The organism is Nesterenkonia sp. HG001, assembly GCF_034438835.1.
Classification (GTDB): domain Bacteria; phylum Actinomycetota; class Actinomycetes; order Actinomycetales; family Micrococcaceae; genus Nesterenkonia; species Nesterenkonia xinjiangensis.
Map to the genome: position 1 here is coordinate 16,464 of NZ_JAOSZD010000012.1, position 25,528 is coordinate 41,991.

Here is a 25,528-nt window from a genome sequence, read left to right on the forward strand (position 1 = left end):
AGGATGCGGAGCATGACGATCACGATGATCCTGGCCACGGGGGTGCAGTCCGTGGATCAGCTCACCGCAGGGTTGGAGGCCGGTGGCCCCGGGGCGCTGTGGGGGATCCTGGCGGTGCTCGCGCTGATCGACTCCACCACGTTCGGGACCTTGCTGATCCCAGTCTGGCTGCTCATGGCCCCCGGGCGGCTGCGTGGTGGCCGGGTGCTGGCCTATCTGGGTACGGTCGCCGTCGGCTACGCGGCTATCGGGCTGGTGCTGCTGGCCAGTCTGACGTTCTTCGGCGAGGGGCTCGTGGACTGGTTCGCCGAGGTGCGGGACACCCGGGCGTTCCTCCTCGGGCAGGCGCTGCTCGGCGCAGGACTGCTGGCCTACAGCTTCCATCTCGACCCGATGACGAAGGCCGGGAGGGAGCGGAAGGCGCGTCGTGAGGCGCAGAGCGGCTCCACGGGGCGTGTGACCCGGTGGAGGGCTCGTGTGCTCGGCACCGAGGCCGCAGGGCCAGGTGACAGAGGGTCGGGGGACAGAGGGTCGGGGGACAGGGTGGAGGCGAGTGTGCAGATCCGCGCCGCGGGCGGCGGACCGGGCGCGTCCTCAGCCGGTTCGGTCCCTGGGGCGAGGACCGCGGCGCGACCGGCCGGGGTCGCGGCACTTATGGGCTTGGCGCTGCTGGCGGTGCTGCTGGAGATCGGGACCGTGCTGCCCTATCTGGCCGGCATCGGTATGGTCGCCGCGGTCGGGCCCGAATGGCCGGCGTCGACGGCGATGATCGGCTTCTACTGCCTGGTGATGATCCTCCCCGCCCTGGTGCTGCTGGCCGGGCGGGTCCTGGCGCGCCGGGCTGTGCAGCGGCCGCTGGAGCGGCTGGATGCGTGGCTGAGCCGTCACGCCGCCGGGATGGTCTCCTGGGTCGTGGGGATCGCTGGAGTGCTGCTGCTCCTCAACGCGCTCAACGCCCTCTGATTCCTGTGATTTTCCTCACCCCGGCAGGTAAGCGCTCGCCGCGAGCTCTCCGCTCGCGAGGGCCGGACAGGCTGGTGACGCCGGTTCGAGGAGCAGGCCGATATGTGAGGGAAGGGCTGGCTGGAATCCCTCAGATGTCGCGCAGGGACTCCAGGAGCTCATCGGCCTGGCGGAGATTCCGCGCCAGCTTCTCCCGGCGGGCGGTCAGCTCCTCCTGGAGCGCGGCGAGACCCGCGCGTGCTGCGGCGTCCTCGGGTGAGGCGGTGACGGCGTCGATCGCCTCCAGCACATGGGTGATCTCCTCCAAGGAGTAGCCCATGGGCTTGAGGGAGCGGATCGCCAGCAGGCGCTCGCAGTCGGTGGCCGTGTAGACCCGGAAGCCGCCTTCGGTGCGGGTCGCCGGCAGGAGGCCGACGTCGTCGTAATGGCGGATGGTGCGATGCGAGAGCCCGGTTCTCTCGGCCAATTCTCCGATGTGCATAGTGATATTTTCTGCTGGGCTGGAAGCTTTTTTGTGCGGGGTGCTGTGATCATTCATCGGATGTCGTCTCCGTCCATCTTCCAGTCCAACCCTCACGTGGCGTCAGGGTAGTGTCGTGCGTGGCCCCCGCGGTGGTGGGCCATGATTCGGTGCGCCCGCGCGTCAGCGGCGCGCCCTCATCGTGCTCCAGCAGGCGGATCACTCCGTCTCGGACTCACTCGCAGATCACCACGTGAAGGGACTTTCGGTGACTCAGTCTATGTCTCACACCGCCGGCTCGCTCTCCCCGGAGGAGCGCCAGTCGGTCTGGCGGACGCTGCGCTCGCCGCGGCTGCTCAAGACCGAGGTGCTCGCCGGGCTCGTCGTCGCCCTCGCGCTCATCCCGGAGGCCATCGCCTTCTCCATCATCGCCGGGGTGGACCCGCGGGTCGGGCTCTTCGCCTCCTTCACCATGGCGGTGACCATCGCCTTCCTGGGTGGGCGCCCGGCCATGATCTCCGCGGCCACGGGGGCCGTCGCGCTGGTGATCGCCCCGGTGGTGGCCGAGCACGGCATGGAGTACTTCATCGCCACCGTCATCCTCGCCGGCGTCCTGCAGGTGGGACTCTCGCTGGTGGGTGTCGCCAAGCTCATGCGGTTCATCCCCCGGTCGGTGATGATCGGCTTCGTGAATGCGCTGGCGATCCTCATCTTCAGCTCCCAGGTCCCCGAGCTGCTGGGGGTGCCCTGGCTGGTCTACCCGCTGACGATCCTCGGCCTGCTCATCGTCTTCGGGCTGCCGAAGGTCACCACCGTGGTGCCGGCCCCGCTGGTGGCCATCGTCGTGCTGACCGTCCTGGCGGTCGCGTTCTCCTGGAACGTGCCGACCGTCGGAGACAAGGGAGACCTCCCGGACAGCCTGCCGCAGCTGTTCATCCCCGATGTACCCCTCACCGTCGAGACCCTGCAGATCATCTTCCCCTTCGCGCTGGCGATGGCCTTCGTGGGGCTGCTGGAGTCGCTGATGACCGCCAAGCTGGTGGATGACATCACAGACACCCACTCGGACAAGACCCGCGAGGGCTGGGGCCAGGGTGTGGCCAACCTGGTGAGCGGGTTCTTCGGCGGCATGGGCGGCTGCGCGATGATCGGCCAGACCATGATCAACGTGAAGGCCTCCCAGGCGCGCACCCGGATCTCCACCTTCCTGGCCGGCGTCTTCCTGCTGATCCTGGTCGTGGCCCTGGGAGACGTCGTCGCGACCATCCCGATGGCCGCGCTGGTGGCAGTGATGATCTTCGTGTCCTGGGCGACCTTCGACTGGCACAGCATCCGCCCGGCCACGCTGAAGGCCATGCCGAAGTCCGAGACCACCGTGATGCTGGTGACCGTGGTGATCACCGTGTGGACCCACAACCTCGCCCTGGGCGTGGGTGCCGGCGTGCTGATGGCCATGGTGCTCTTCGCCCGCCGGGTGGCGCACTTCGTCACGGTGCACCGCCAGGTGGAGGGTGAGGGCGAGGACACGGTGGCCACCTACGTGGTGGACGGCGAGCTCTTCTTCGCCTCCTCCAACGACCTCTACTACCAGTTCTCCTATGTGGAGGACCCCGCGCAGGTGCGGATCGACATGAGCCAGTCTCACCTGTGGGACGCCTCCACGATCGCCGCCCTGGACTCGGTGACCGCGAAGTACGAGCAGTACGGCAAGACGGTGGAGGTCTTCGGGCTCAACGACGCGTCCGCCGCGATGCGTGAGCGCCTGGCAGGGAAGCTGGAGTCGGAGGGATAGGACCTGCTGCGTCGAAAGGTCGATTCGAAGGGATTTTGGGGCGTGGAGAGCGCCGAAATCGCTCCGAATTGACCGATGGATGCGAGCCTGTGGAGAACGACAGCGGAGCGACGCTGATCTGGGCACACTGACGGGGTGGCATCCATCCCTCGTGAACTCCGCAGTCGGGCCTTCACCACCGCGACGGCGGCTTCGTTCGGCCTGCCGCGCAGTCGTCTGCAGCATCGCGACGTCGTCTCCCTCGGCGCCGGCGTGTACGTGCACCGAGAGCTGGCGGAGCGGCTCAGCCCCGAGGCGCGGCTGCGGCTGACCGGGCAGGCGCTGCTGCAGGACGCGTCCCAGGCCTGGCTCTCCCACACGACTGCCGCGACGTTGCAGGACCTCTGGCTCCCGGGGCATCTCGAGGGCGACCCGCAGCTGCACCTCTCCGCGCCCGGGCCGGTGCGGATGCGGCGCCGGGGGGTGCTGGGTCATCGCGTCCGCGCCCGGCCGCGGGACATCCTGCAGGGGCCGGGCATTCGGATGAGCTCCCCGGCCCGAACGTGGCTGGACCTGGCGCCGCAGTGCACCGACCGGCAGCTCGTCATGCTCGGCGATCACCTGGTCCGCCGGCCATATCGCCACTATGAGATGCGCGATGAGCCGCACGCCACCGTGGAGGAGCTGCGTGACCTGCTCGATGATGCGCGCGGTGTCCCGGGCCGCCGTCGGAGTCTGCGCGCCCTGGAGCAGGTGCGTGTGGGTGCTGACTCCGTTCAGGAGACGCGGCTGCGCCTGGCCATCCTGGAGGCCGGGCTTCCAGAGCCGGCCCTGCAGGTGCCGGCTGACCCCACAGACCGGTGGTCTCCGTGCGCGGACCTCGGATACCCCGAGCTGATGATCGCCATCCAGTACGACGGCGGGGTGCACTACACGCCTGAACGGCACCGGGCCGACCAGCATCGGGACAACGCCTTCCTCTCCCGAGGCTGGGACGTCCTGCGGTTCCACGTGGAGGACCATCGTGACGACTTCCACCGCGCCGTGGGGCAGATCCGGATGGTCGTGAACCGGCGGCTGACCGGCGGGTGAGCGGGGGAAGTGGTCATCTGGAGGTCGATTCGAAGCGATTTCGGGGGCTGTGGAGCGCTGAAATCGCTTCGAATCGACCAATGGATGAGGGGGGGGCGGCGGAGCGGGAGTGGGCGAGCTGCGCGCAGGTCAGCCGCGGGTAGCCCGTCCCATCCGCTCCACTGCCGCCGTGAGAATCGCCTGCGACGTGGCCATGTTCAGCCGTGCATGGCCCTCGCCGCCGTCGCCGAACGCGGCCCCGCCGGTCAGCGCGACGCCGGCGTGGGTGAGCATGAACTGCGCCGGCCCGGAGAGCGGCGTCTCCTCTCCGGGGCGCGGGACGTCCTCGGCAAGGCCAGGCAGCGCGGTCCCACGGAAGTCCAGCCATGCCAGATAGGTGCCCTGCGGGGCGGTCCAGCGCACCTGCGGGAGGTGCTCGTCCAGCAGTCTGCTGAGGAGCTCACGATTGGCCCGCAGGCCCTGCAGCAGTGCGTCCAGCCACGGTTCGCCTGCCTCGAACGCGGGGGTGTGCGCGAGCACGCCCAGGTGGCTGGGCCCGTGAGTGACGATCTCGGGAAGTCTGCGGAGATCTTCGACGGCGTCCTGCCCGGCGATCATGACCGCAGCCTTCAGGCCGGCCAGATTCCAACCCTTCGAGGCGGACATCAGGCTGATCCCGCGTGGATCCACGGTCAGGTACGGGGTGAACGTGGCGTCCCCGGTGCGGGAACCGCCGTCGTCTGACTGATCGGCGGCGCCCAGCACCAGCGGGGCGTGGATCTCATCGGCGATCACCCGCACCCCGTGCCGGTCTGAGAGCACGGCGAGCTGCTCCAGCTCGGTGCGGGTGTGCACCGCCCCGGTCGGGTTGTGCGGATTCGCCAGCAGGAACGCTGGGGCGCGTGAGCTCCGCGAGACCGAGGCGAAGGTCTCCTCCAGCGCCGCGAGGTCCAACCGCCCGGACGGCGTCAAAGGCACCTGCACCACGCGGCGTCCCGCGTTGCTCGGGTACTGGAAGAACGGGGGATAGACCGGGGAGGCGACGACGACGGGGTCGCCGGGCCCGGTGACCAGCTTCAGCGCTTCGGTGGCTCCGCGCATCACATCCGGGACCGTGCTGGTGTGTGCGACGTCGACCGTCCAGCCCCAGCGTCGTTCCGCGAAGCCGGCCAGCGCCTCCGCGTAGGCGCGCCCGGCGGGGTAACCGGTGTCCCCACGGGTGATGGCCCCGTGCAGGGCCTCTGCGATCGGCTCGGCGAGCGGGACGTCCATCTCGGCGACCCAGAGGGGGAGGACCTCGTCGCCGAAAGCTCGCCACTTGGCGCTGCGCCGGCCGCGCAGGGCTTCCAGGCTGAGCTGCTCCAAGGGGTTGGAGATGGGGCGGGCGGAGTCCGTCGAGGGCGGGGTGTCCGTGCTGTCGACCATGGCTCCGAGCCTACGCCTCAGCTCGGGGGCGGGGGAGGGGCTCCGGTAGCCTCGAGCGCATGGATTCAGCGCGTGGTGCCCAGCAGGACGAGACTGCCTCCCCCTCGGAGCGGGAGGTCGGCGTCGGGCCGTGGACGGGGCCCTGGCCCGAGGGCGACCACTGGGACCCGGAGCTGCTGCGCGAAGGCGACCGGCGCAATGTCGTGGACCGGTACCGCTACTGGCGCCATGAGGCGATCGTCGCGGATCTGGACACTCGCCGCCACGGTTTCCACGTGGCCATCGAGAACTGGCAGCACGATTTCAACATCGGCACCGTGGTGCGCACCGCCAACGCCTTCCTGGCAGCTGAGGTGCACATCATCGGCCGGCGTCGCTGGAACCGCCGGGGCGCAATGGTCACCGACCGGTACCAGCATGTCCGCCACCACCCCTCCGTGGAGGAGTTCACCGCCTGGGCCCAGAAGGAAAGGCTGCCGGTGCTGGGAGTGGACCTCTTTCCGGAGTCAGTGCCGCTGGAGACCTACACCCTGCCGCGGGAGTGCGTGATGGTCTTCGGGCAGGAGGGGCCGGGGCTGAGTGAGGAGATGCGACGGGCCGCCGAGGTGACGCTGTCCATCGCGCAGTTCGGCTCCACCCGGTCCATCAACGCCGGCACTGCCGCTGGAATAGCGATGCACGCCTGGATCCGCCAGCACGCGCAGGTGGGGTAGCGCGACGGCGGCGCGGCGAGGCTCGACGCCGTCACGTCCGCGGGTGGGCAGCCACGCGGGTGCCGACGTCAGCGCGGTGGCCCCCGCTAGCATGGGCAGAGCCGACGCCTTCTGACGAAAGGGTCCCTGTGTCCAACGCACTGCACGAGCTCCTCGCCCGTCAAGTCGAGGCCGGGACGATGCCCGGAGCCGTCGGCATCTTCGGAGCACAGTATGAGCCGTTCAGCGTCGGTCTCGACGCGCCTGATGGGGCTCCTCTGGAAGTGGACGCGATCTTTCGCATCCAATCGATGACGAAGCCCATCACCGCTGTGGCGACTCTGAGGCTCGTGCAGGAGGGTGTGATCGCGCTCGATGATGCGGTCGCGACCTGGTTGCCGGAGCTGGCCGAGCCGCGCGTGCTTCCCCATCCCGATGCCCCGCTGGAGGATGCACAGCCTGCCCGGGGGCTCATCACCGTGCGCCACCTGCTGACGAACCAGTCCGGTTACGGCATGATGACCACCGATTCGCCCCTGAAGCAGGCGATGATCGAGGCGGGGGTCGAAGCGGGCTCCGAGCCGGTCGCTCTCAGTGCTCAGGAGTGGCTCGACGCACTGGCATCTCTGCCGCTGGCCTTCGACCCCGGCGACGGGTGGCGCTACCATCACTCCTTCGGTCTGCTGGGCATCCTGCTGGGCCGCCTCGGGCACGGCAGCACCTATGACGTGCTCGCTGAGACGGTGTTCACGCCGGCAGGTATGACGGACACCGAATTCACGGTGCCGCGCGATCAGGCGCATCGTCTGCCGGCCGTGTTCCAGCGCGGTGCTGAGGGCTTCGAGCAGTGCGAGCCAGCCGGTGCGGGCTTCTACGTCGCCCCGACGCCGTTCGACGTCAGCCACTCCGAGCTGGTCTCGACGCTTTCGGACTATCACGCGTTCCTCAGCGCACTGCGGGATGGTCGCTTGATCAGCCCTGACTTCAGAGATGAGCTCTGTCGCGACCAGGTCCATCCGGCGGCGAAAGCCCCGGACAGCTTCTTCCCCGGATTCTGGGACCGCGCGGGGTGGGGCTATGGCGTATCCGTGGTGACACACGGTCCACATCGTGGCCGGTTCGGCTGGTCCGGCGGACTCGGCACCGATTTCTTCGTGGAGCCCGATGGCAGGATCTGTGTGGTGATGACGCAGGTGGCGATGGACGAACGGGTGTTCGCGCTGCTCGCTGAGCTGCGGGAGCTCGGCGAGGCGTAGCACCTGATCCGGTGCAGGTCTGTCATGACGAGAGTCCTGACGACGCAACCAGCAGTCATACTTCCCAGGAAACTGACCTATGTGATGTCATGGCATTGATCACGTCGACGGGGAGGCGCTGGTGGTGCATGCGGTGAGGGGTACGGGAGCCCATCGGCTCTCTGCGCGCCCACTGCCGCCGCTGACCCGCCTTGCCCGCGGCTCAGGGGCCTCCCTGATCTCAGTGGGCGGTGCCGGCCTGGCCCATGTGGCGGCCGGGCATCATGCCCCGCATTGGGTGGTGGTCCTCCTCGCGCTGGCGGTGAGCACTCCGCTCGGCGTCGCTCTGACGTCAGTGCGGCACAGCCGGGTGCGCCTGGCGGCGGCCGTGCTGCTGAGCCAAGCAGTGCTGCATGGCCTGTACGCACTGTTCCCTGCCCACTCCGGTTCCGGGACCAGCCTCAGCACCGGCGCCGCTGCCGGGGGAGGCCTCGCCGGTGCCCACCCTGGAGACCGCGGAGACCTCACTCTCCTGGCGGCCGGGGAGCTGCAGGCCAGCCCTCACGGCACACACGTCTCGGTGATGCCGGATGCGTCGATGGCTGCCGCTCATCTGCTGGCGGCCGTGATCACCTATGCGCTCCTGCGCCGAGGCGAGATCCTGATGACCTCGCTGCGAGAGCTGCTGGACGTCGCGCGGGTGCTCCTGCTGGTCGTCGCCGCACCTCTCGTCCCGGTCAGAGCGGTGCGGCGCATGCCGCTCACCTTCGATCGTCCGCGGCTGGCGGATCAGTGGTCGGGCCGCAGCTCACGGACCCTGCGCGGTCCGCCGGCTCTGGCTGCCTGACACGTTCATGGTGCGCCGCCAGATGGCAGCACCAGCCTGTGAGCCCGCCTGGCCGGGCACATGCGCGTGATGAATCGGACGTCCAGTCGGTGGCCCAGCTCGGGCGCCGGCTGATCGAGCAGTCCCCGCTCACCGTCGCGTTCACGTGCTGTGCCCTGAGAAGCCCCTGCCACGAGGCGGCCACAGGTCTGACTGACCCGATCGACTTTCTTCCTGGAGACAGACATGACATTGACGACCGAGAACCCGGAGACGGCGCGTCCTCCGGTCGGTGCGACGCGCGGCTGGCTGCCAGCCATGCTGCGCCGCCTTCATTTCTACGCCGGGGTGCTGGTCGGCCCCTTCATCCTGGTCGCTGCGGCGACCGGAGCGCTCTACGCGTTCTCCCCTCAGCTGGAACGGGCCCTCTACGCGGATCTGTTGGAGGCACCCTCGTCCGAGACCGCGCTGCCGTTGGCGGATCAGGTGGAGGCCGCTGTGCAGTCGGTGGGCGGCGATGTGGTCCCGACGGTGGTGCGGCCAGCTCCGGAGCCCGGGGACACCACTCGGGTGATGTTCACCCTGGATGAGGAGGCCCAGATCCACGGATCGGAGCTGCTGGGGGTCTTCGTGGACCCGGGCACCGCCGAGGTGCTGGGGCAGGATCAGGTCTATGGCACCAGCGGCTCGTTGCCGCTGCGCACGGACATCGCTCAGGCGCATCGGCATATGTTCCTGGGCGACTGGGGCCGGCTGTACAGCGAGCTCGCGGCCTCCTGGCTCGGCGTCGTCGTGCTCGCCGGGGTGGGTCTCTGGGCGCTGCGGTGGAGGCGGCTTCGGGCCTCACGCCGTTCGGCCCGGGGACTGCTGGTTCCCCAGGGTGGGGAGCGCGGGTACCGTCGGACGCGCTCCTGGCACGCAGCGCTGGGGATCTGGATCGCGGCGGGTGGACTCTTCCTGGCCGCGACCGGGATCACCTGGTCCACCTATGGGGGGTCGAACGTGACGGACCTGCGTCAGGCACTGAGCTGGGAGACCCCCTCGGTGCAGACAGACCTCGGCGACGCGGCCCACGCCGAGGACGAACATGCGGGACATGAGCACCATGGCGGTGACCACGGTGCATCTGATGAGGCCGACGTCGACCCGGCCGCAATCGACGAGGTGCTGCAGGCAGGACGGGACGCCGGGTTCACCTCGACCCGGCTGGAGATCATCCTGCCCAGGGAAGCGGACCAGGCGTGGACCATCCAGGACGTGAGCATGCGTGCCCCGGCTCCGGAGGTGTTCTCGGTGGCGGTGGACCCCGATGCGGCGAGTGCCACCGACGTGCTGAGATTCGAGGACTACCCGTTCGTGGCGCAGCTGGCCCAGTGGGGCATCTGGCTGCACATGGGCACGCTGTTCGGACTGGCGAATCAGGCCCTGCTGTTCGGGCTCTCCACGGGGCTGGCGCTGATGGTGATCTGGGGCTACGTGATGTGGTGGCAGCGACGACCCCGGCATGGCGGGCGCGCCATGGGTCCGGCGCCTGCTCCTGGGGCGCTGAGGCGGGCTCCCTGGTGGGGTGTGCTCCTCACCGTGGGGTCGGCGGCGCTGGTGGCCTGGTTCCTGCCGGTGCTGGGGGTGAGCCTGGTGGCGTTCGTGATCGGGGACGTGCTCTGGCAGGCGCATCTGCGCCGACGGTTCCGCCAGGAAGTGGACAGGTGGGAACCATCGGTGAGGGAGTGAGCGGGGACGAGTGATCTGCGGCGCCGGCGGTAAAGATCTGCGCAGCGTGCATCGGAGGGATTGTGACTATCGTTGGATCTGCCACCGAACTTATGGTCAGGGGGTACTTCAATTGACACGAGCAGACCGGACATTCGTGGCCTGGCTGATCGGCCTGGTCGTGTCGACGGTAGTTCTGATGTTTCTCGTCGTCACGCTGTTCAGCTCGTATGACTCTTGGGTGCTGCTCGCCTCCCTGGTCACGGGTGCCCTATACGTGACCTGCATGGCGGGGATGTGGATGACCAGGCCTTCGCTGAGGTCGAGTTAGTGCAGCTCCGAGCCAGGCCGTGTACGAACGTCCTGGATTGAACCCGCGGCTCTCTGGCCTCAGCCCAGCGAACGGGCCCAGCGGCTGAGGAACTCGGCGCCGGCGTCGTCATGGATGGCGCCGGTGTCCGAGGTCAGCACCGGATGCGCGGTCTCGGGGACGCCGTCTGCGGGGCGGACGTCCACGTGGCTGACCTGGTGACCGCGCTCGTGCAACCAGGACGCCATCGCGTAGTCGGTGCGGGAGTCGCCCATGGTGAACCAGGACTGCGGGGTGATGCCGCGGGCTTTGAGCAGTTCGAGGGCGCGGGCCGCGCCCAGGTCCTTGCCGAGACGTTCGTGCTCCACATCTGTGGAGATGATGGTCGGATCGATGCGCACCTGGCCGACGTCGTGCTTGTCCAGCAGGAGCGGGATGGCGGCGTCGAAGTCCGACTGGACCGCCAGGTAGTCGTCATTGTCGACGTCGGTCCGCTGCTCCACGGAGATCATCGCCCGCTTGGTCTCGTCGAAGAACATGTGCCCGCTGAACCGCTCGGCCACCATGTCGCGGACCTCGTCGCCCAGGGCGGTGGGCAGCCGCAGCTCCGCGTCGATGTGAATCTCGCCCAGGCCCTCCGGGGTGACCTCGGCCCACACCGCGCCCTTCTCGCTGATGGTGAAGACGGGCGTGCCGTGCCGGAGCCCAGCCTCGCGCAGGGGTGGGACCACCTGCTGGGCGATGAAGTCGTCGGAGCGGCCGGTGTTGAAGATGACCGGGATGCCCTGGTTCGCCATGTCGGCCAGATCCTGGGCGATGGAGGCGATCGCCACGGTGCGGGAGATCGGCGAGGCGATGGGACCGTCCACATCCAGCAGCAGCCCGAAGGCGGGCTCGGCGACGACGGCAGGGGAGGGTGCGGTGGAGGTGGTCATGACTCCAGTATCGGGGATCACGGCGCGCTCAGCAGTGGTGGCGCTCACGCTGTGCGGGTTCGGTGGAGTGAGCCTGCGGTGTGACAGATCCAGGGTGTGGAGCTGACCAGCGACGACGACGGCGGCAGTGTCCGTGGTGGTGTCATCTGCGCGGCCGGAATTTCTGTGAGTGGGTCTACGGTTATATCCTGGTGTGGTCGTCCGCGGCGCCTACCGGGGGTTACGGAGCGGCAGAACTGCATACGGGGCTATAGCTCAGCTGGTAGAGCGCGTCGTTCGCATCGACGAGGTCAGGGGTTCGACTCCCCTTAGCTCCACAACTGAAGACGTCCGAACCCTGCCCCGCGGCGACGCCGGGCAGGGTTCGTCCGTTGCGGGTGCGTCCTCCTCGAGCTCTTCGGCCTCGATCCCCGAACCTCGGGCTGCCCTTCTTCGGGGGTTGCCTACCCTTCCGCTCTGAGGCCGCGGAACGAACGCTGTCGCCTGCGACCAACCGCGATCCGACGGACGGTGGCCAGACAATCGAGATGGCAGCAGGTACAGGTCCGGTGCCCCACTCCGCCGAACCTTCCTCTGGAGCGATCGAGAACATGTGGCTCCAGGTCGGCGCGTCGTGGTCCCATTCCAGTCCCTACCGATTCGCGCCTGGTTCGGAGACCGTCCGAGGGCCTGCAACGGGCCGGGACACCCGTTCGAGCGGACCGATGGCTGCCCGTGCGACGCCTCAGTCGATCTGACGCGGAACGATTTTCGATCGTGTTCTCGCCGAGTATGCCCGCAGGCCTGTGAACCCAGCGGCGTGTCTATGTCAGGGTGGGTGAACTGGCCGTGCGGTCGTTCAGAAGTGTCCCCACGCACTGCATACTGTCGGGGTCGTCTGACCGACCCTGACACTAACTGGAACGGGAGGCGGAGAGCAAGTGGAGGTTGATCACTCTTCGAAGGGTCAGTGTGTTGTCATCATCGGGGGCACCGGGATGCTCAGGCCAGCCGTACGGACTCTCATGGAGCGGGGAATCTCCGTCGTAGTGGTGGCCCGCCGTCCCCTCCGCGGCGTCGCACCGCAGGTCAACGGAGGGGCATACATTCCCGTCGAGGGAGAGTGGAGCGCTCCTCAGTCGTTGGCTGAAGCGGTTCGTGATGCGCTTGACGACCGAGGAATCTCGCGCTCGAAAGTCTGCGGCGCGATCATCTGGGTGCACTCGCCGCACCGCCAGAGCGTCCTGGACGAGCTCAATCGCGTATTGAATCCCGACGCCCGGGTCCTGCAGCTTTGGGGAAGCGCAGCTCAAGACCCCCGGGAGGTCATGGACAACGAAGACCGTTCAGGCAGGCCCTGGAGAATGCGCCATCTGTTCCTCGGCTACCACCGTGACAGCGGTGGATCGCGATGGCTTACAGATGGTGAGATCTCGCGCGCGACCGTGCTCGCCTGGGACAGCGGGAGCGAGTACGCCAGCGCCGGTCAACTCGACCCCTGGGAGCTCCGTCCCTGAGTGAACCGCCTGTAAGTCTTGTGGTGGCCGGCCTGGGGCTGGCTGGCAGGGTTGGTGTTGTCACCTGATCCCAGGCGTGACCCTTGAATCGCCTGACCTCCCCGGAGTGTCTTTCCCAGGATCTGTCCGTCTGGCTTCGGGGGTCAGGTCGAGACGCCGCAATAGCTGAGCGTTGAGGGCGACGACGACGGTGGAGACCGACATCAGGATTGCGCCGATGCTCATGGGTAGGACGAACCCGATCGGTGCCAGGACCCCGGCGGCCAAGGGGACAGCGGCAAGGTTGTAGCCGGCGGCCCACCACAGGTTCTGCTTCATCTTGCGGTAGCTCGCGCTAGAGAGTTCGAAGACTGACAGGACCGAGCGTGGGTCAGAGGAGGCCAGGATGACTCCGGCGGAGCCGATGGCGACGTCGGTACCGGCCCCGATCGCGATGCCGACGTCGGCCTGGGCCAGGGCGGGGGCGTCGTTGACTCCGTCGCCGACCATGGCGACCTTGCGACCCTCGTCCTGGAGCTCGGCGACCTTGGCCGCTTTGTCTTCGGGTCGCACGCCGGCGAAGACCCGGTCGATGCCGAGGTCCTTGGCGACGGTGTCGGCCACGGCTTGGGCGTCGCCGGTGATCATCACCACCTGCACGCCGCGGGCGTGGAGAGCGTCGACGGCGTCGCGGGATTCGGGGCGGATCTCATCGGCCAGCCGCAGGGCGCCGATGACGTCCTCGTCGGCCAGGACGTGCAGGATGATCGCGCCCTCATCGCGCCAGGCCTCGGCGACGCCCAGCTCGTCACGGTCGTGCTGTTCGAGCAGGTGGGGGCCTCCGACTTCGACCACCGTGCCGGATCCGTCGGAGGTGACGGTGGCCTTGACCCCGACTGCGGGAGAGGAGGAGAAGTCCTTGGCCTTGGGCACTGAGAGGTCCTTATCGCGCGCGGCTCTGACGATCGCCCGGGCGAGCGGGTGCTCGCTGTCGGATTCGGCGGCAGCAGCCAATGCGAGGATCTCGTCGGCGTCACGGCTGCCCGCAGGGTCGACAGCGGTGACGGTGGGCTCGCCCTTGGTCAAAGTGCCGGTCTTGTCGAACAGCACCGAATCGACTGTCCGCATGGATTCAAGCGCGAGCCGGTCTTTGACGAGGACGCCGCCGCGGGCGGCGCGTTCGGTGGCGATAGACACCACGAGTGGGATCGCCAGGCCCAGGGCGTGCGGGCAGGCGATGACCAGGACGGTGATCGTGCGCACCACCGCGGCATCAGGCACGCCCAGCAGGGCCCAGACGATCGCGGTGATCGCCGCCGCGCCCAGGGCGAACCAGAACAGCCACGCGGCCGCGGTATCGGCGATCCGCTGCGCCCGTGAGGAGGATGCTTGGGCGTCTGTGACGAGCTTCTGGATGCCGGCCAGGGCTGTGTCCTGACCGATCGCGGTGACCTCGACCCGCACCCCGGAGTCGGTCGCGACGGTCCCGGCGACGACGTGGTCGCCGCTCTCGCGGCGGACGGGCTTGGACTCGCCGGTGACCATGGATTCATCCATGCTGGCGGAGCCGTCGACGATCTTCCCGTCGGCGGGGACCGAGGATCCGGGACGGACGATCACAACATCTCCGACCGCCAGGTCGGCCGGGGCGACCTTGATCACGCCATCACCCTCGACCTTCTCGGCCTCATCCGGCAGGAGAGCGGCCAGGGAGTCCAGCGCGGAAGTTGTCTGGGCCAGGGAGCGCATCTCGATCCAGTGGCCCAGTAGCATGATGACGACCAGGAGCGCCAGCTCCCACCAGAAGTTCAGCTCATGGTCCAGGATGTGCAGGGACGCGCCCCAGGAGGCGATGAAAGCCACTGTGATGGCCAGCCCGATCAGCAGCATCATGCCGGGTTTGCGGGAGCGGATCTCGTCAATCGCTCCGGTCAGGAACGGCCAGCCGCCCCAGAAGTAGATGACAGTGCCCAGGATCGGAGAGACCCACCACACCCACTCGGCCTCGGGTAGCTGGTATCCGACCAGGTGGGCGAACATCTCGTTGAACCCAACCACCGGGATGGCCACGATGAGCATGATCCAGAACAGCCGGCGGAACTGGCCCACGTGATCACCATGCCCGCTGTGGCCTCCATGACCGGCATGGGCATCGTGCCCACTGTGCCCGTGATGATCGTCATGCACGGGCTCGTGCTCGTTGTGAGTGCTGCGCTCGCCGCCTGGCCCGTGGCGGGTGTGGTCAGGGTCAGCGGCGAATTCTCTCGTGCTGTGGCCTGAACGGCCGGAATGGTCTCGGTGGTGGTTGGTCATGCTCTACTCGGCTTCCTGGTGTGCTCCGTTCCGGAGGCGGGGCGCTGCGTTGGGATGAGGGTCGATCAGAGCGAAGGATCGATCTCGCTCTCGGTGACCCACTTGTGATTGGTCATCGCCATCCCGTCGGATTCGAAATCGACGACGTACACGGTCTCCTGAGTCGAGGAGGCGATGGTGGCGGTGGCACCGTCCATCCCGCTCATGTGCTCCGCAGCCAAGGTCACCTCGGTCCCATCGGCCAGGCGCTCCTGACCGACATTCTGAAGCTCTTCGTGGACGACCCACCGATGGTCGAGGACCGGGTCACCGCCGGTGGTGGGGGTGTAGTTCACGGCGTAGGTGTAGGTGTCATAGGCACCGACTATGGTGGCGGTGGCGCCGTCCATGCCGGACATGTGGTCCGCGGTGAGCACCGCCTCGCTGCCGACAGGGTAGAGCGGGTCTGTTGCCTCGCTCATGCCCTGAGGCACCGGTCCACCATCGACGGGGTGGTCATGGCCATCATGGTCCTGACCAGCCTCGCCCTCAGTCGCAGTGTCGTCCGTGGTGTCGCCGTTGTGGCCGTTGTCGTGGTTGCCGTGATCCTGGGCGCCGGTGCTCTCATTGGTGTTGTCGCTGGCGCAGCCTGCCAGGACCAGCGTCGCGGTCAGCGCGCCGGTGGCCAGGGTTGTGGTGAGTGTTCGGGCCATGAGTGGTGTCCTTTCTGGGGTGTCGCGGGTGACGTCAGAATGGGAGCGAAACCGCGCTCGCGCCGGCGGCGGGTCAGGAAGCATCCGCGTACCGGTCGGGGTCGGCGTCGACCCACCAGTCGAGGTGTTCAGGTCCGGACCGACTCCTTCGTCTGGTTCTGAATGTCGGTGGGGTTGGTCGAGTCCGTGACAGAAGGGGCGGCGTGGGCAGCGCGGCCGGAGTGGCCATCTGCGCCAGCTGAGTGTCCGAACCGATGCGGGTGGCCCTCACGACTATCCGGTCGCCAGCGTGCACGGGGGCACCGGTGACGGCATCGCCGTCGGTGGCGATCTTCTCACCGGGCCGGACCACGAACTCATCCCCGACCGTCAGCTCCTCGATTGAGATGCGCTCCTCGGCACTCTTGCCGTCCGGGCCATCGCGCAGAACGGGAAACTCTTTCGCCCCGAGTTCCAGCAGTGCACGCAGCGCGGCGCCGGCCTGAGGCGTGGAGCGCCTCTCGAAGTAGCGGCCCAGCAGAATGAAGGGGATGACTCCGGCCGCGATTGCCATGACCCACAACTCCTTCATCTATGTGCGACTTCTACGACAGTATACCCCAAGGGGGTATATCTCAGCCTGAGCCGGTGTCCTCGACTTCAACGGGTTCGCGGTCCGCTCCGGTGGGCCTCACGTGACGTAGCCGGGTGGCCGCGATGAGCGCTGCCAGGGAAGCAATGGCGGCCGAGGCGATCGCTGCCGGGTTCAATCCGCCGCTGAACGCCGTCTGGGTCGCGGCGAAGCCTTACTCGCAGAGCAGTCAGGACATCAGTCCAACCTCCACCAGACCCGCCCCTGGTAGCTTGGCCTCACATCCCCTCAGAGGAGTCGCCGTGAATCTGGACACGATAGAGCGAGCCGAGAGTGACCTGCGGATGCGAATCCGCGCCCGTCTGAACAGCCGGACCGCTGCGAAGGTGCTCAAGTCGATCGAAGCCGCGAAGGGTTTGCTTCCGGAGCATCTCAGGGCGCAGGCCGATGAATACGCCGCCGACGTGCTGGGCTCCACAAAGTATGCGCCGTGGCTGTACGTCTACTCCGCGATAGCCGGTGAGTTCCGAGAGGGGTGGATCCCCGACAACTACTACATGTCTGTGGTCCTTCCGGCGGTCGAAGGTCGGTATGGCGGCCTCTCTGACATGCGGTCGATGACAGCGTGCATCTTCGGGCAGGAGAAAGAGATTCCGGACCGCGGCTACGTGGTCAAAGGGAGGATGCTCAACGCGTCGCTCGAACCGGTCACATCGCTGGAGGAGTTCGCCGACCTCGTCTTTGCCGGTGGTGAACGAGTGGCTTTCAAGGCTGACGCGAGTGCTCGCGGCCGAGGGGTGCAGATCCTTGATCGGGACAGGTTCACGCAGAGTGCTGAGGACCTGCCCGACGGCGTCATCCAGCCCTTCATCGACCAGCACGAGACCTTCGCTCAGGTCGCGTCACGCTCCGTCGGGACGCTGCGGATGACGACTGTCGTCGAGCCAGACGGGCAGACCACCGTCAGGGATGCCTACCTGCGCTTCGGTCGGGATACGGAAGACCACGTCGCGTCAGATTCGAACATCCGCGTTCTTCTCGATACTGCCACAGGCGCCTTCAGCCCGATCGGATACTCGGTGGACTGGCTCGAGATCGACCGGCATCCCGACTCCGGCGTCGTGTTCGCCGGGAACGAGGTGCCGAACTATGCCGCATGCCGCGAGGCCGTGGAACGGCTGCATCAGCGAATCCCGATGGCTCCGGTGATCGGCTGGGATCTGACGGTGGCCCGCGACGGCTCAGTCCACGTGCTCGAGTGGAACAACGGCCACAACGACATCAAGTTCTCGGAAGCGACGTCGGGGCCGTGCTTCTCCGGCCTGGGCTGGGAGCATCTTGGCCGGAACCGCGGAGCCACCCGGTTCACCGGGTGATCTCCGACGGCGGCCATGCCTGCCCATGGTCCAGCCGCTCGATCAGCGGCGCTCCTGCCGATGCATCATCACTGTCACGACACCATCGGCGACGAACAAACCCATCATGGCGAGCGCGCCCGGCGTCCGGCCGTGGCGCGCATACTCTGAGGCGATGACCAGGTGAAGACCCTCACGCGCCAGCAGGGCGGGCCAACGCCGTCGTGGCCAGATCCGCGAGGATGTCAAGATCGCCGTACCGAGGCCGACGTCGGTGGCACCGATGAGGCGAGTCCGCACCGGCGATGTCTTATCGAGACCCAGAAGGCTCCCGACCCGCCGTGGGGCCAGGGTGAGACCCAGACCGAGAGTCACAGAGGTGCCTCCGATCAGATCGGCCAGCACACCGACGGCCCGCTGATCAGGGGACGGCCCGCCTCGATCATCGTCAGCGGCGGACGAATCTGGGGGCGGGAGCAAGCCTGGCTGGGGGAAGGCAGCGGCGCGCGCGTCCGTGTCAGGAAGGATCACCTTCGCAGGTTCTGACGGCAGCACTGGAGAGTCAAGAGCGCCCGCCCGAACAGCTGGCGCGGGGCGTCGACACCATCCCCGCTGAGGAGCATCGCCCGCACCGGCGGGGAGTTCGGCCGGGTGCACTGCACCAGGCCCAGGCATAGACTCGAACCCCAGCCCCGACGCTGCGACCACCGAGTGAGGTCACCGACGGGGTCCCGGCCACATGAGGGAGCAGACCATGCCACGCGTGATCGGAATCGGAGGATTCTTCTTTCGGGCACGGGATCCGGAACGGCTCAGTGCTTGGTATGCCGAGCATCTCGACGTGCTCCGGCCACCGGCCTCCTATGAGGCGCCAGTCTGGACTCAGGCGGCCGGACCGACGGTGTTCGCCCCATTCGGCGACGACGGCCCGAATGAGCACCTCGGCCCGTCGGGCTGGGGGCTGAACCTCCGCGTCGACGACCTCGACGGGATGGTCGCGCGCCTTCTCGACGCCGGGCTCGACGTCACCATCGACTCCCAGATCTATCCCAACGGACGGTTCGCCTCGCTGCACGATCCCGAGGGCAACCCCATCCAGCTCTGGGAGGTCGCTGAACACCCCGCCCGGTGATGATCCGCTGCGCAGGGGCTCGTGGTCCACGGGACATTCTGGCCTGATCGTTGAGCAGGCCCGAGCGCGTCCTGAAGGTCGACGGCTCGGCATCACCCCCCCCCTGAGCCGCCACCGGTCATCGGAGACCAGCTCATCAACCCCGGAGCATATGGGGCCAGAGTTCACGGACGGTATCGAAGAGTGAAGCCTTGAATGCGACCTCAGCGGGTGAATAGACACGTTCCTCGCGCTGGCCCACCATGATGCGGCGTTCAGGAGCCTGGGCTCCCAGACTCAGTACCCGGACGCCGGGGTGCTTGACCGTGACGGCACTTTGGGGAGCCAGCGCGACTCCGATGCCGGCGCTCACCATCGCCTGGGCCTCTTGGTAGTCGTTGGCGTACATGGCGATCACGGGACGGAATCCCGCAGCCGTGGCGGCACGGTCGAGGACTTCGACCACAGGGTGCTGGGATGCGCGTACCACCCACGACTCCTGCGCCAGCTCAGACATGCTGACGTCCTGAGCCTGGCTCAGATGGTGGTGGCTGGAGACCAGGACGACGAAGGGCTCACGGAAGAGCTCCTCGATCTTGATGCCATCCGTGTTGAACGGCCTCCAAGGGTGGTCCCAGAGCAGGCTGAGATGCATCTGCCCTCGTTCCAGACCAGTGACCAGCTGGTCGATGCGCGTGCTGCGGATTGAGAGAGAGACAGAAGGGTACTGGCTGGAGAAGCGCTCGATGACCAGTGGCAGAAACGACGACGCCACGGTGGGGAACGCACCGATCACCAGGGAACCGCGCTTGCCGGCCGTCAGGTCGTCCAGGTCCGCCTGAGCCGCATCCATCTGGCGCAGGATCTTGCGGGCGTGGGCGGCCAAGACCATGCCCGCTTCAGTGGGGACCACGCCGCGGGACCGTCGGCGGAGCAAGGGTTGTCCCACCTCCTGCTCCAGACGACGCAACTGCTGTGAAACAGCCGATGCCGTGTAGGCCAGTTCATCGGCGGCCGCCGTGATGGAACCAGCCTCGACCGTGCGAACGAAGACCTCTAGCCGCCTGGTGTCAAAGAGCGTCATGACGATCAGTCTAGCCTTCGCCGCAACGAATGAAGACTTGCTACATCAAGAGAAATTGCGCGTAACGACTTGATGGGTTCCTGGCGCGCAGGGGATCACACGTCGACGATCTATCGATCCCACTGCTCCCGACCCGAGTCTTCTTACCCAGAAATGGCATGTACTTAAGTAGTCCTACGTTTAGCGCGACAATTTGTACATTGTGCTTAAGTGATGCCGCACACGACACTGGACCTAGAAGTCGGCCGTGTGACAGGAGTAACAATTGAAGCTGATCAATGCCCGCTGGATGCGCGGCGGAACAAGCAAGTGCTGGGTCTTCGAAGCCACCGAGCTGGAAGCTGCGGGGTTCACGGCGGACACCGTCCTTCCGCGCATCTTTGGCAGTCCAGACATCCGCCAGCTTGATGGGGTGGGTGGGGCTACCTCGACCACCAGCAAGGCACTCATTCTGACCCGCGAGAACGGTGCGGCTTCAGACGTGAGCTTCACATTTGCTCAAGTCGGGATCGAGGAGGCGACGGTGGACTGGGGCAGCAACTGCGGAAACTGCTCCGCCGCCGTCGGACTGTACGCGATCGAAGAAGGCTGGGTGCCGCGAGGAGACGCCGTCACCGAAGTTCGCACCTTCAACACGAACACAGGGCAGATGATCATTCAGACCATTCCCACGCCCGGGGGCCAGCTGCCCGACGACCCCCAGGCAACGATCCCCGGAGCTCGCTTCCCCGGCCATAGGGTGGCGCTGGGATTCTTGGAGCCGGAAGGACGCACCACCGGGTCGTTGCTGCCGTCCGGACAGACCCGGACGCGGCTCGCATACGGTGCAGGCAAGACCGCACTGGTGAGCATGGTGGATGCTGGTGCACCCATTGTGATGATCGATGCGCAGAGTTTCGGTCTCGACGCCCAGGACTTCCTGTCATGGACTGCTGCTGCCAACACGCGGCTGCCTGAACTGGAGGAGATCCGCCGCGCGGCTTCGGTGGCGATGGGGCTCGCCGACTCTCCTGAGGCGGCCGAACGAGCGATACCCAAAGTGGGCCTGGTGAGTGAATCCCCTGACGAGGAAGCCGATCTGCAGGTCATGATGATGTCGATGGGCAAACCTCATCCGGCAATGCCCATCACCGGCAGCGTGGGAGTGACTGTCGCGGCGCGTACTGCTGGCACTGTCGTCGCTGAGAAGATCAGCTACGCGCTCCCCAGGGAGCTGAGACTCCGGATACCAGTAGGGGTGCTGGTCACTCTCACCGATGACAGCTCGTTGGGCCAGACCGTCGGGGTTCATCGGACCGCTCGGACGTTGGCCGATGCTCGTCTGCCCATCTCGAACGGCGAGCTGGAGCGAGCGTCACGCTCGATGCGGCAGGAGGTCGTACTGTGAACCCTACGATCTCGCGCAGAGCTCTTCTCGGAACTGGCGCCGCCGCGGCCCTGCTGAGTGCCGTCGGGTGCGCACCCCCGCAGACCAAGTACCAGCCATCCGGGGCAGGCATCGTGGACGTGGTGGTGCCCTACGGCACCGGTGGCGGCACGGATACCTGGGCGCGTTTCATCACCCCCTACTTCGCGGACAGGCAACCTGATGTCGACCGGTATCAGGTGGAGAACGTCCCTGGCGGAGAGTCGATCACCGGAACCAACGCCTTCGTGCGATCCAACGTGACCGATGGACGGCAGACACTCGTCGCCTCGGCTACGACTTACTTCCAGAGCATGTTGGGTCAGAGCACGGTCGAGTTCGACTTCGGCCGGATGGAGCCTTTGGCGCTGAACGGCACGGGCGCGGTGCTGTGGACCAGTGCTGAGAGTGGCATCACCTCCGTCGAAGATCTGGTCGGCAACACCGAGCCGTATCGCTACGGAGGAATGTCAGCCTCTGGACTGGACCTCGTCCCCTTGCTTGCCTTGGAGGCCCTGGGGGCCAACATTCGTGGTGTCTTCGGGATGGAAGGGCGAGGGCCCAGCCGGCTGGCCGTCCAGCGAGGAGAATCCGACCTGGACTTCCAAACCACCTCCGCATACCTCTCGCAGGTCCAACCGATGGTCGATTCCGGCGAGGCGTTGCCCTTGTTTGCCGTCGGCAGCCTGGTGGACGGACAGGTCGTCCGGGACACCAACCTTCCGAAGGTTCCAACCTTTGCCGAGATCTACGAGGGGTTGGACAACCGCACACCCCAGCAGGAACTGGCGTACAACGCGTTCCAAGCGTTCGTGGTCCCCGGGTTCTTCTACCAGAAGGGGCTGTGGGCCAACGAGGGTACGGATGCGGCGGTCATCGAGACCTACGGTCGAATGGTCGCGGACCTGAACGCCGACGAGGACTTCATCACGGAGGCCAAGGACGCCTTGGGCGGATATGAACTCGTCTCCGGGACCGACGCACGGGCCGATTTCCGCAGGGCACTGCAGCTGGACGAGGACGTCTTGGTCTTCACCAAGAACCTCCTCGAGGACAAGTACGACGCCGTACTGGACTGATCTGAGGGGACTGACATGTTAGATGCAGCAACAGAGGCCCTCGTGGCCTTCACAGATCCAACCATGCTCCTCTTCCTCGGGGTCGGCGTGCTCGTGGGCATCATCATCGGAGTCATACCCGGTCTGGGCGGCACAGGAGCAGTGGCCGTTCTGATGCCGTTCGTGTTCGTACTTGAACCGAACCAAGCGATCGCCATGATCATCGGGGCGGTCGCGGTAGTCCATACCTCCGATGTGATCACGTCGGTGGTACTCGGAATCCCGGGCTCCGCATCGGCCTCCGTGTTCCTTCTGGACGGTCACGAGATGGCGAAGAAGGGCCAAGGCGGACGCGCGTTGTCCACCAGCTTCATCTCATCCATGATCGGGGGCCTCATCGGCATTGTGGTCCTGACGCTGATAGTCCCGATCGCCGCGCCCATCGTCACGGCTTTCGGTTCGCCAGAGATCTTCGCACTGATCGTCATGGGCATCTTCCTCACGGCCCTGCTGTCCAAAGGCAACGTCGCCAAGGGCCTACTGATCTCCGCCTTCGGCCTGGCGCTGGGGCTCATCGGCGTGTCACCGGTGTCTGCGGAATACCGCTACACCTTCAATTCGGAGTTCCTGACCGACGGCATCGGTCTCGTCGCCGCCGCCTTGGGAATCTTCGGCCTGGCAGAGATCATCGACCTTGTGGCCAAGCGGGGCGCCGTCTCCAAGGAACGCGTCGCCCTGGGCGGCGGATGGAGACAAGGAATGAAGGACGTGGGGACCTATAAGTCGGACGTACTTCGGGGATCGGCGGTCGGCGTCGGCGTCGGAATGCTACCTGGCGTGGGGACCACGGCCGGCGCGTGGCTGGCCTATGGTCAGGCCCAGGCCTTCGCCGGTCGACGGAAAGATTCGACGTTCGGAAAGGGCGATCCCCGGGGGGTCATCGCCCCGTCAGCAGCAAGCAACGGGATTGAATCCGGTGCACTGATCCCCACGCTGCTGTTCGGGGTTCCGGGTGCGGCCCCCTTCGCGCTGCTCCTGGGCGTGCTGCTCATCTTCGGTGTTCAGCCTGGCCCGTCACTGATCACGAATGACCTCGACTTGGTCTACCTCATCGTGTGGGCCTTCGCCATCGCGAGCGTCATCGGCGCCGCCCTGGCATTCTTCCTGGCCCGTCCGTTGGCACGCCTGAGCTTCGTCTCCTTTCCTGTCCTGGCCGCGGCGCTCATCCCGATCCTCTTCATGAGCGGTTTCCAAGAGCCACTGCACTTGAACGTCTTCTACCTCATGTTGGCCTTGGGGATCGTGGGCTGGATCTGCAAGGTCACCCACATCCCCCGGGCCCCATTTCTGATCGCCTTCGTGCTCGCTGAGCCCTTGGAGCGCTACTACTTCCTGACCGTCAATGCCTTTTCACCAGACGAGTGGATGACCCGTCCCTTCGTCATCGTCATCGCGATCATCCTGACCGGCGCGATCATCGTGCCGCTGGTCCGCCGGCAGAGGAAGCGGACGAGCAAGGTCGAGGAGACGATGCAGTTCTCTGAGAAGTCGGACATGGCCGTCCCTCCGTTCGTCGAGTTGGCCGTCTCGATAGCAGCGCTGCTGTTCTTCACCGCCGCCATCGTGATGTCCCGGGATTTCTCAGAGAACGGACAGCTGTTCCCGCTGGCAGTGGGAGGGGTGGGTCTCCTTCTGGCCCTGATCAGCCTGGGATGGGATATCTCCCGGGTGAGAGGCGAGGGCAGACTGGGCCGATTCGACGATGTCTGGCTGCAGCGACTGAAGATCGTCGGGATGTCCATCGCGTGGATCCTGGCATACATCTGGCTGGTCTTCCTCGTCGGCATGCTGGTGGGGTCCGCCGCGTTCGCTCTCATCTTCTTGCTTGTGGTGGCGAGGATGAAGGTGGTGCCCACGATCATCTACGCCGCCTGCATCGTGGGTGCGTTGTACCTGCTCGCCGAGTTCGCTCAGCTGGTTCCGCCCGCCGGGTATTTGCTCTAGCGCGTCGTCAACCGGCGCATCGCAGTCGAGGGTGCAGCCGGGGCTGGTGGTTCGTCGGAGGACTCCTCCTCGGCTGCACGGTCTGGAGATTACCTGAGGCACGGAAGGCCCCACGGGCGGACCCCGCGCCGGTGGTGCTACAGCCCCGGAGCCCGTCGCCCCCACCAGATGACCAGTGCGCTGACCGCGATCATCGCGACGGCGATGCCGATCACGTGGATCATCACTCCGGGGTACCCCGCGATCGGGGCCAGGCCCGGGTCGTGGGGGTCCAGGAACGGATAGGGGTACCAGTACGGGGCGCCGGACTCCGGGTTCGTGACCAGCGGGCCGCGGACCATCGTGTAGATCGCCCAGACCAGGGGGAAGCCCACGACGACCCACAGGGAGCGCCAGGGAAGCGCACGGCGCCGTGGCCCCAGCAGCAGGTCGGCGAAGAGGAACAGCGGGACCACCAGGTGCAGGACTTCGTTGGACCAGTCCGGCGGCTCGGTGCCCTGCGGCAGCGGCAGGTGGCGCAGCAAGGTGTTGTAGACCGCTCCGGTGATCAGCGTGCAGCTGGTCACACAGGCCAGCCCGATGGCCAGGGCCGGCGGGTCCTCCCTGATCCTCCGGCCCTGCAGCAGATGCCGCAGCCCGGCCCAGATCAGGAACACGGCAGCCGCGGAATTGGACAGGATCGTGAAGTAGCTGAAGAAATTGCCGATCGTGGTGCCGATGTCGCGCTTCAGCTCGACGGCGGCACTCACGGAGGAATCGAAGTGGGCAATCACCGCCGCTGCACCCAGCACGGCCACGCCGACGCGCAGCACGGCCCAGATCGTCGCGCTGGGAGGCGCGGCCTGATCCCGCGTCGCTGCGCGGGATGGGATCGCTTCAGCCTCGGCCACGTGGTCGCCTCTTCCTTCTCTTCGGCTCCCGCCGGTGCCGCCGCCGGGCAAGAGGGCTCGAGGCGGACACGCGAGTGATCATCTCAGCATTTGTACCGCAAGCATAGGGGAAACGCCATGGTCGGGATGCTGCACGGCGCGGTCCGCGGCCCCGTGTGGGACGCGGCGTCTC

The 25,528-nt window shown here is 66.8% G+C and carries 22 protein-coding genes, 1 tRNA gene and 1 pseudogene; 15 read left to right on the plus strand and 9 right to left on the minus strand.

Annotated elements, in window-relative coordinates; translation table 11 throughout:
* The first annotated feature begins 12 nt into the window (after nt 1–12).
* Nucleotides 13–963 carry a GAP family protein gene (locus tag ODE13_RS15930; RefSeq protein WP_322480144.1) on the plus strand — a complete coding sequence of 317 codons (951 nt, stop codon included), beginning with the start codon at nt 13–15 and terminating at the stop codon, nt 961–963.
* A 130-nt stretch (nt 964–1,093) separates the two neighbouring features.
* On the opposite strand, the gene ODE13_RS15935 is transcribed toward ODE13_RS15930, so the two are convergent.
* The gene (locus ODE13_RS15935; protein ID WP_322480145.1) at nt 1,094–1,444 is read right to left on the minus strand and encodes a MerR family transcriptional regulator; all 351 of its coding nucleotides are present in this window, start codon (nt 1,442–1,444) and stop codon (nt 1,094–1,096) included.
* A 259-nt stretch (nt 1,445–1,703) separates the two neighbouring features.
* Here ODE13_RS15935 and ODE13_RS15940 point away from each other — a divergent pair, with 259 nt between their 5' ends.
* Together ODE13_RS15940 and ODE13_RS15945 are read left to right on the plus strand one after the other, a co-directional pair.
* Entirely contained in the window at nt 1,704–3,215 is a 1,512-nt protein-coding gene (locus ODE13_RS15940) for a SulP family inorganic anion transporter (protein ID WP_322480146.1), read from the plus strand.
* 135 nt (nt 3,216–3,350) lie between these two features.
* Nucleotides 3,351–4,286, plus strand: a complete 936-nt coding sequence (locus tag ODE13_RS15945; protein WP_322480147.1) for an endonuclease domain-containing protein — start codon at nt 3,351–3,353, stop codon at nt 4,284–4,286.
* A gap of 129 nt (nt 4,287–4,415) precedes the next feature.
* On the opposite strand, the gene ODE13_RS15950 is transcribed toward ODE13_RS15945, so the two are convergent.
* Entirely contained in the window at nt 4,416–5,690 is a 1,275-nt protein-coding gene (locus ODE13_RS15950) for a MalY/PatB family protein (RefSeq protein ID WP_322480148.1), read from the minus strand.
* A gap of 59 nt (nt 5,691–5,749) precedes the next feature.
* On the opposite strand from ODE13_RS15950, the gene ODE13_RS15955 reads away from it, so the two are divergent.
* The 4 genes from ODE13_RS15955 to ODE13_RS15970 all read left to right on the plus strand — a co-directional run bounded on the left by ODE13_RS15955 (nt 5,750) and on the right by ODE13_RS15970 (nt 10,174).
* A complete protein-coding gene (locus ODE13_RS15955; protein ID WP_322480149.1) occupies nt 5,750–6,403 on the plus strand; it encodes an RNA methyltransferase in 654 nt (217 codons plus the stop codon).
* Nucleotides 6,404–6,531: 128 nt separating this feature from the next.
* Nucleotides 6,532–7,638, plus strand: coding sequence for a serine hydrolase domain-containing protein (locus ODE13_RS15960; protein ID WP_322480150.1), 1,107 nt, complete (start codon nt 6,532–6,534; stop codon nt 7,636–7,638).
* 133 nt (nt 7,639–7,771) lie between these two features.
* Entirely contained in the window at nt 7,772–8,464 is a 693-nt protein-coding gene (locus ODE13_RS15965; RefSeq protein ID WP_322480151.1) for a hypothetical protein, read from the plus strand.
* 225 nt (nt 8,465–8,689) lie between these two features.
* Nucleotides 8,690–10,174 carry a PepSY domain-containing protein gene (locus ODE13_RS15970; RefSeq protein ID WP_322480152.1) on the plus strand — a complete coding sequence of 495 codons (1,485 nt, stop codon included), beginning with the start codon at nt 8,690–8,692 and terminating at the stop codon, nt 10,172–10,174.
* A 369-nt stretch (nt 10,175–10,543) separates the two neighbouring features.
* Here ODE13_RS15970 and ODE13_RS15975 read toward each other — a convergent pair whose 3' ends face one another.
* Nucleotides 10,544–11,398: a hypothetical protein gene (locus tag ODE13_RS15975; RefSeq protein ID WP_322480153.1), complete on the minus strand. Its 855-nt coding sequence runs from the start codon at nt 11,396–11,398 to the stop codon at nt 10,544–10,546.
* A 244-nt stretch (nt 11,399–11,642) separates the two neighbouring features.
* On the opposite strand from ODE13_RS15975, the gene ODE13_RS15980 reads away from it, so the two are divergent.
* Together ODE13_RS15980 and ODE13_RS15985 are read left to right on the plus strand one after the other, a co-directional pair.
* Nucleotides 11,643–11,715 (plus strand) — tRNA-Ala (locus ODE13_RS15980).
* A 603-nt stretch (nt 11,716–12,318) separates the two neighbouring features.
* A complete protein-coding gene (locus tag ODE13_RS15985; RefSeq protein ID WP_322480154.1) occupies nt 12,319–12,894 on the plus strand; it encodes a hypothetical protein in 576 nt (191 codons plus the stop codon).
* Between the two features lie 60 nt (nt 12,895–12,954).
* On the opposite strand, the gene ODE13_RS15990 is transcribed toward ODE13_RS15985, so the two are convergent.
* Entirely contained in the window at nt 12,955–14,952 is a 1,998-nt protein-coding gene (locus ODE13_RS15990; protein WP_416210746.1) for a heavy metal translocating P-type ATPase, read from the minus strand.
* 30 nt (nt 14,953–14,982) lie between these two features.
* Here ODE13_RS15990 and ODE13_RS15995 point away from each other — a divergent pair, with 30 nt between their 5' ends.
* Complete coding sequence (locus ODE13_RS15995; protein WP_322480179.1) at nt 14,983–15,153, plus strand: hypothetical protein; 171 nt, start codon at nt 14,983–14,985, stop codon at nt 15,151–15,153.
* 98 nt (nt 15,154–15,251) lie between these two features.
* On the opposite strand, the gene ODE13_RS16000 is transcribed toward ODE13_RS15995, so the two are convergent.
* Nucleotides 15,252–15,878: a YdhK family protein gene (locus tag ODE13_RS16000; protein WP_322480155.1), complete on the minus strand. Its 627-nt coding sequence runs from the start codon at nt 15,876–15,878 to the stop codon at nt 15,252–15,254.
* 223 nt (nt 15,879–16,101) lie between these two features.
* Nucleotides 16,102–16,431: pseudogene (locus tag ODE13_RS16005) on the minus strand (heavy metal translocating P-type ATPase); the annotation flags it as partial.
* A gap of 143 nt (nt 16,432–16,574) precedes the next feature.
* Between ODE13_RS16005 and ODE13_RS16010 the strand changes: the two are divergent.
* Nucleotides 16,575–17,825: a sugar-transfer associated ATP-grasp domain-containing protein gene (locus tag ODE13_RS16010; RefSeq protein WP_322480156.1), complete on the plus strand. Its 1,251-nt coding sequence runs from the start codon at nt 16,575–16,577 to the stop codon at nt 17,823–17,825.
* 42 nt (nt 17,826–17,867) lie between these two features.
* Here the strand turns inward: ODE13_RS16010 and ODE13_RS16015 are convergent, their stop codons facing one another.
* Nucleotides 17,868–18,104 (minus strand): hypothetical protein, encoded by a 237-nt coding sequence (locus tag ODE13_RS16015; RefSeq protein WP_322480157.1) that lies wholly within the window; start codon nt 18,102–18,104, stop codon nt 17,868–17,870.
* A 454-nt stretch (nt 18,105–18,558) separates the two neighbouring features.
* On the opposite strand from ODE13_RS16015, the gene ODE13_RS16020 reads away from it, so the two are divergent.
* Nucleotides 18,559–18,936 (plus strand): VOC family protein, encoded by a 378-nt coding sequence (locus ODE13_RS16020; RefSeq protein WP_322480158.1) that lies wholly within the window; start codon nt 18,559–18,561, stop codon nt 18,934–18,936.
* A gap of 136 nt (nt 18,937–19,072) precedes the next feature.
* Here the strand turns inward: ODE13_RS16020 and ODE13_RS16025 are convergent, their stop codons facing one another.
* Entirely contained in the window at nt 19,073–19,999 is a 927-nt protein-coding gene (locus ODE13_RS16025; protein ID WP_179541685.1) for a LysR family transcriptional regulator, read from the minus strand.
* 265 nt (nt 20,000–20,264) lie between these two features.
* Here ODE13_RS16025 and ODE13_RS16030 point away from each other — a divergent pair, with 265 nt between their 5' ends.
* From ODE13_RS16030 to ODE13_RS16040, 3 genes are read left to right on the plus strand one after another with little or no spacing between them, the layout of a single operon-like run.
* Nucleotides 20,265–21,386, plus strand: a complete 1,122-nt coding sequence (locus tag ODE13_RS16030) for a PrpF domain-containing protein (RefSeq protein WP_322480159.1) — start codon at nt 20,265–20,267, stop codon at nt 21,384–21,386.
* Nucleotides 21,383–22,483, plus strand: a complete 1,101-nt coding sequence (locus ODE13_RS16035; protein ID WP_322480160.1) for a hypothetical protein — start codon at nt 21,383–21,385, stop codon at nt 22,481–22,483. The genes ODE13_RS16030 and ODE13_RS16035 overlap by 4 nt, the downstream gene beginning before the upstream one ends.
* A gap of 15 nt (nt 22,484–22,498) precedes the next feature.
* Entirely contained in the window at nt 22,499–24,466 is a 1,968-nt protein-coding gene (locus ODE13_RS16040; protein WP_322480161.1) for a tripartite tricarboxylate transporter permease, read from the plus strand.
* A gap of 137 nt (nt 24,467–24,603) precedes the next feature.
* Here ODE13_RS16040 and ODE13_RS16045 read toward each other — a convergent pair whose 3' ends face one another.
* Complete coding sequence (locus ODE13_RS16045; RefSeq protein WP_322480162.1) at nt 24,604–25,356, minus strand: Pr6Pr family membrane protein; 753 nt, start codon at nt 25,354–25,356, stop codon at nt 24,604–24,606.
* Nucleotides 25,357–25,528: the final 172 nt, after the last annotated feature.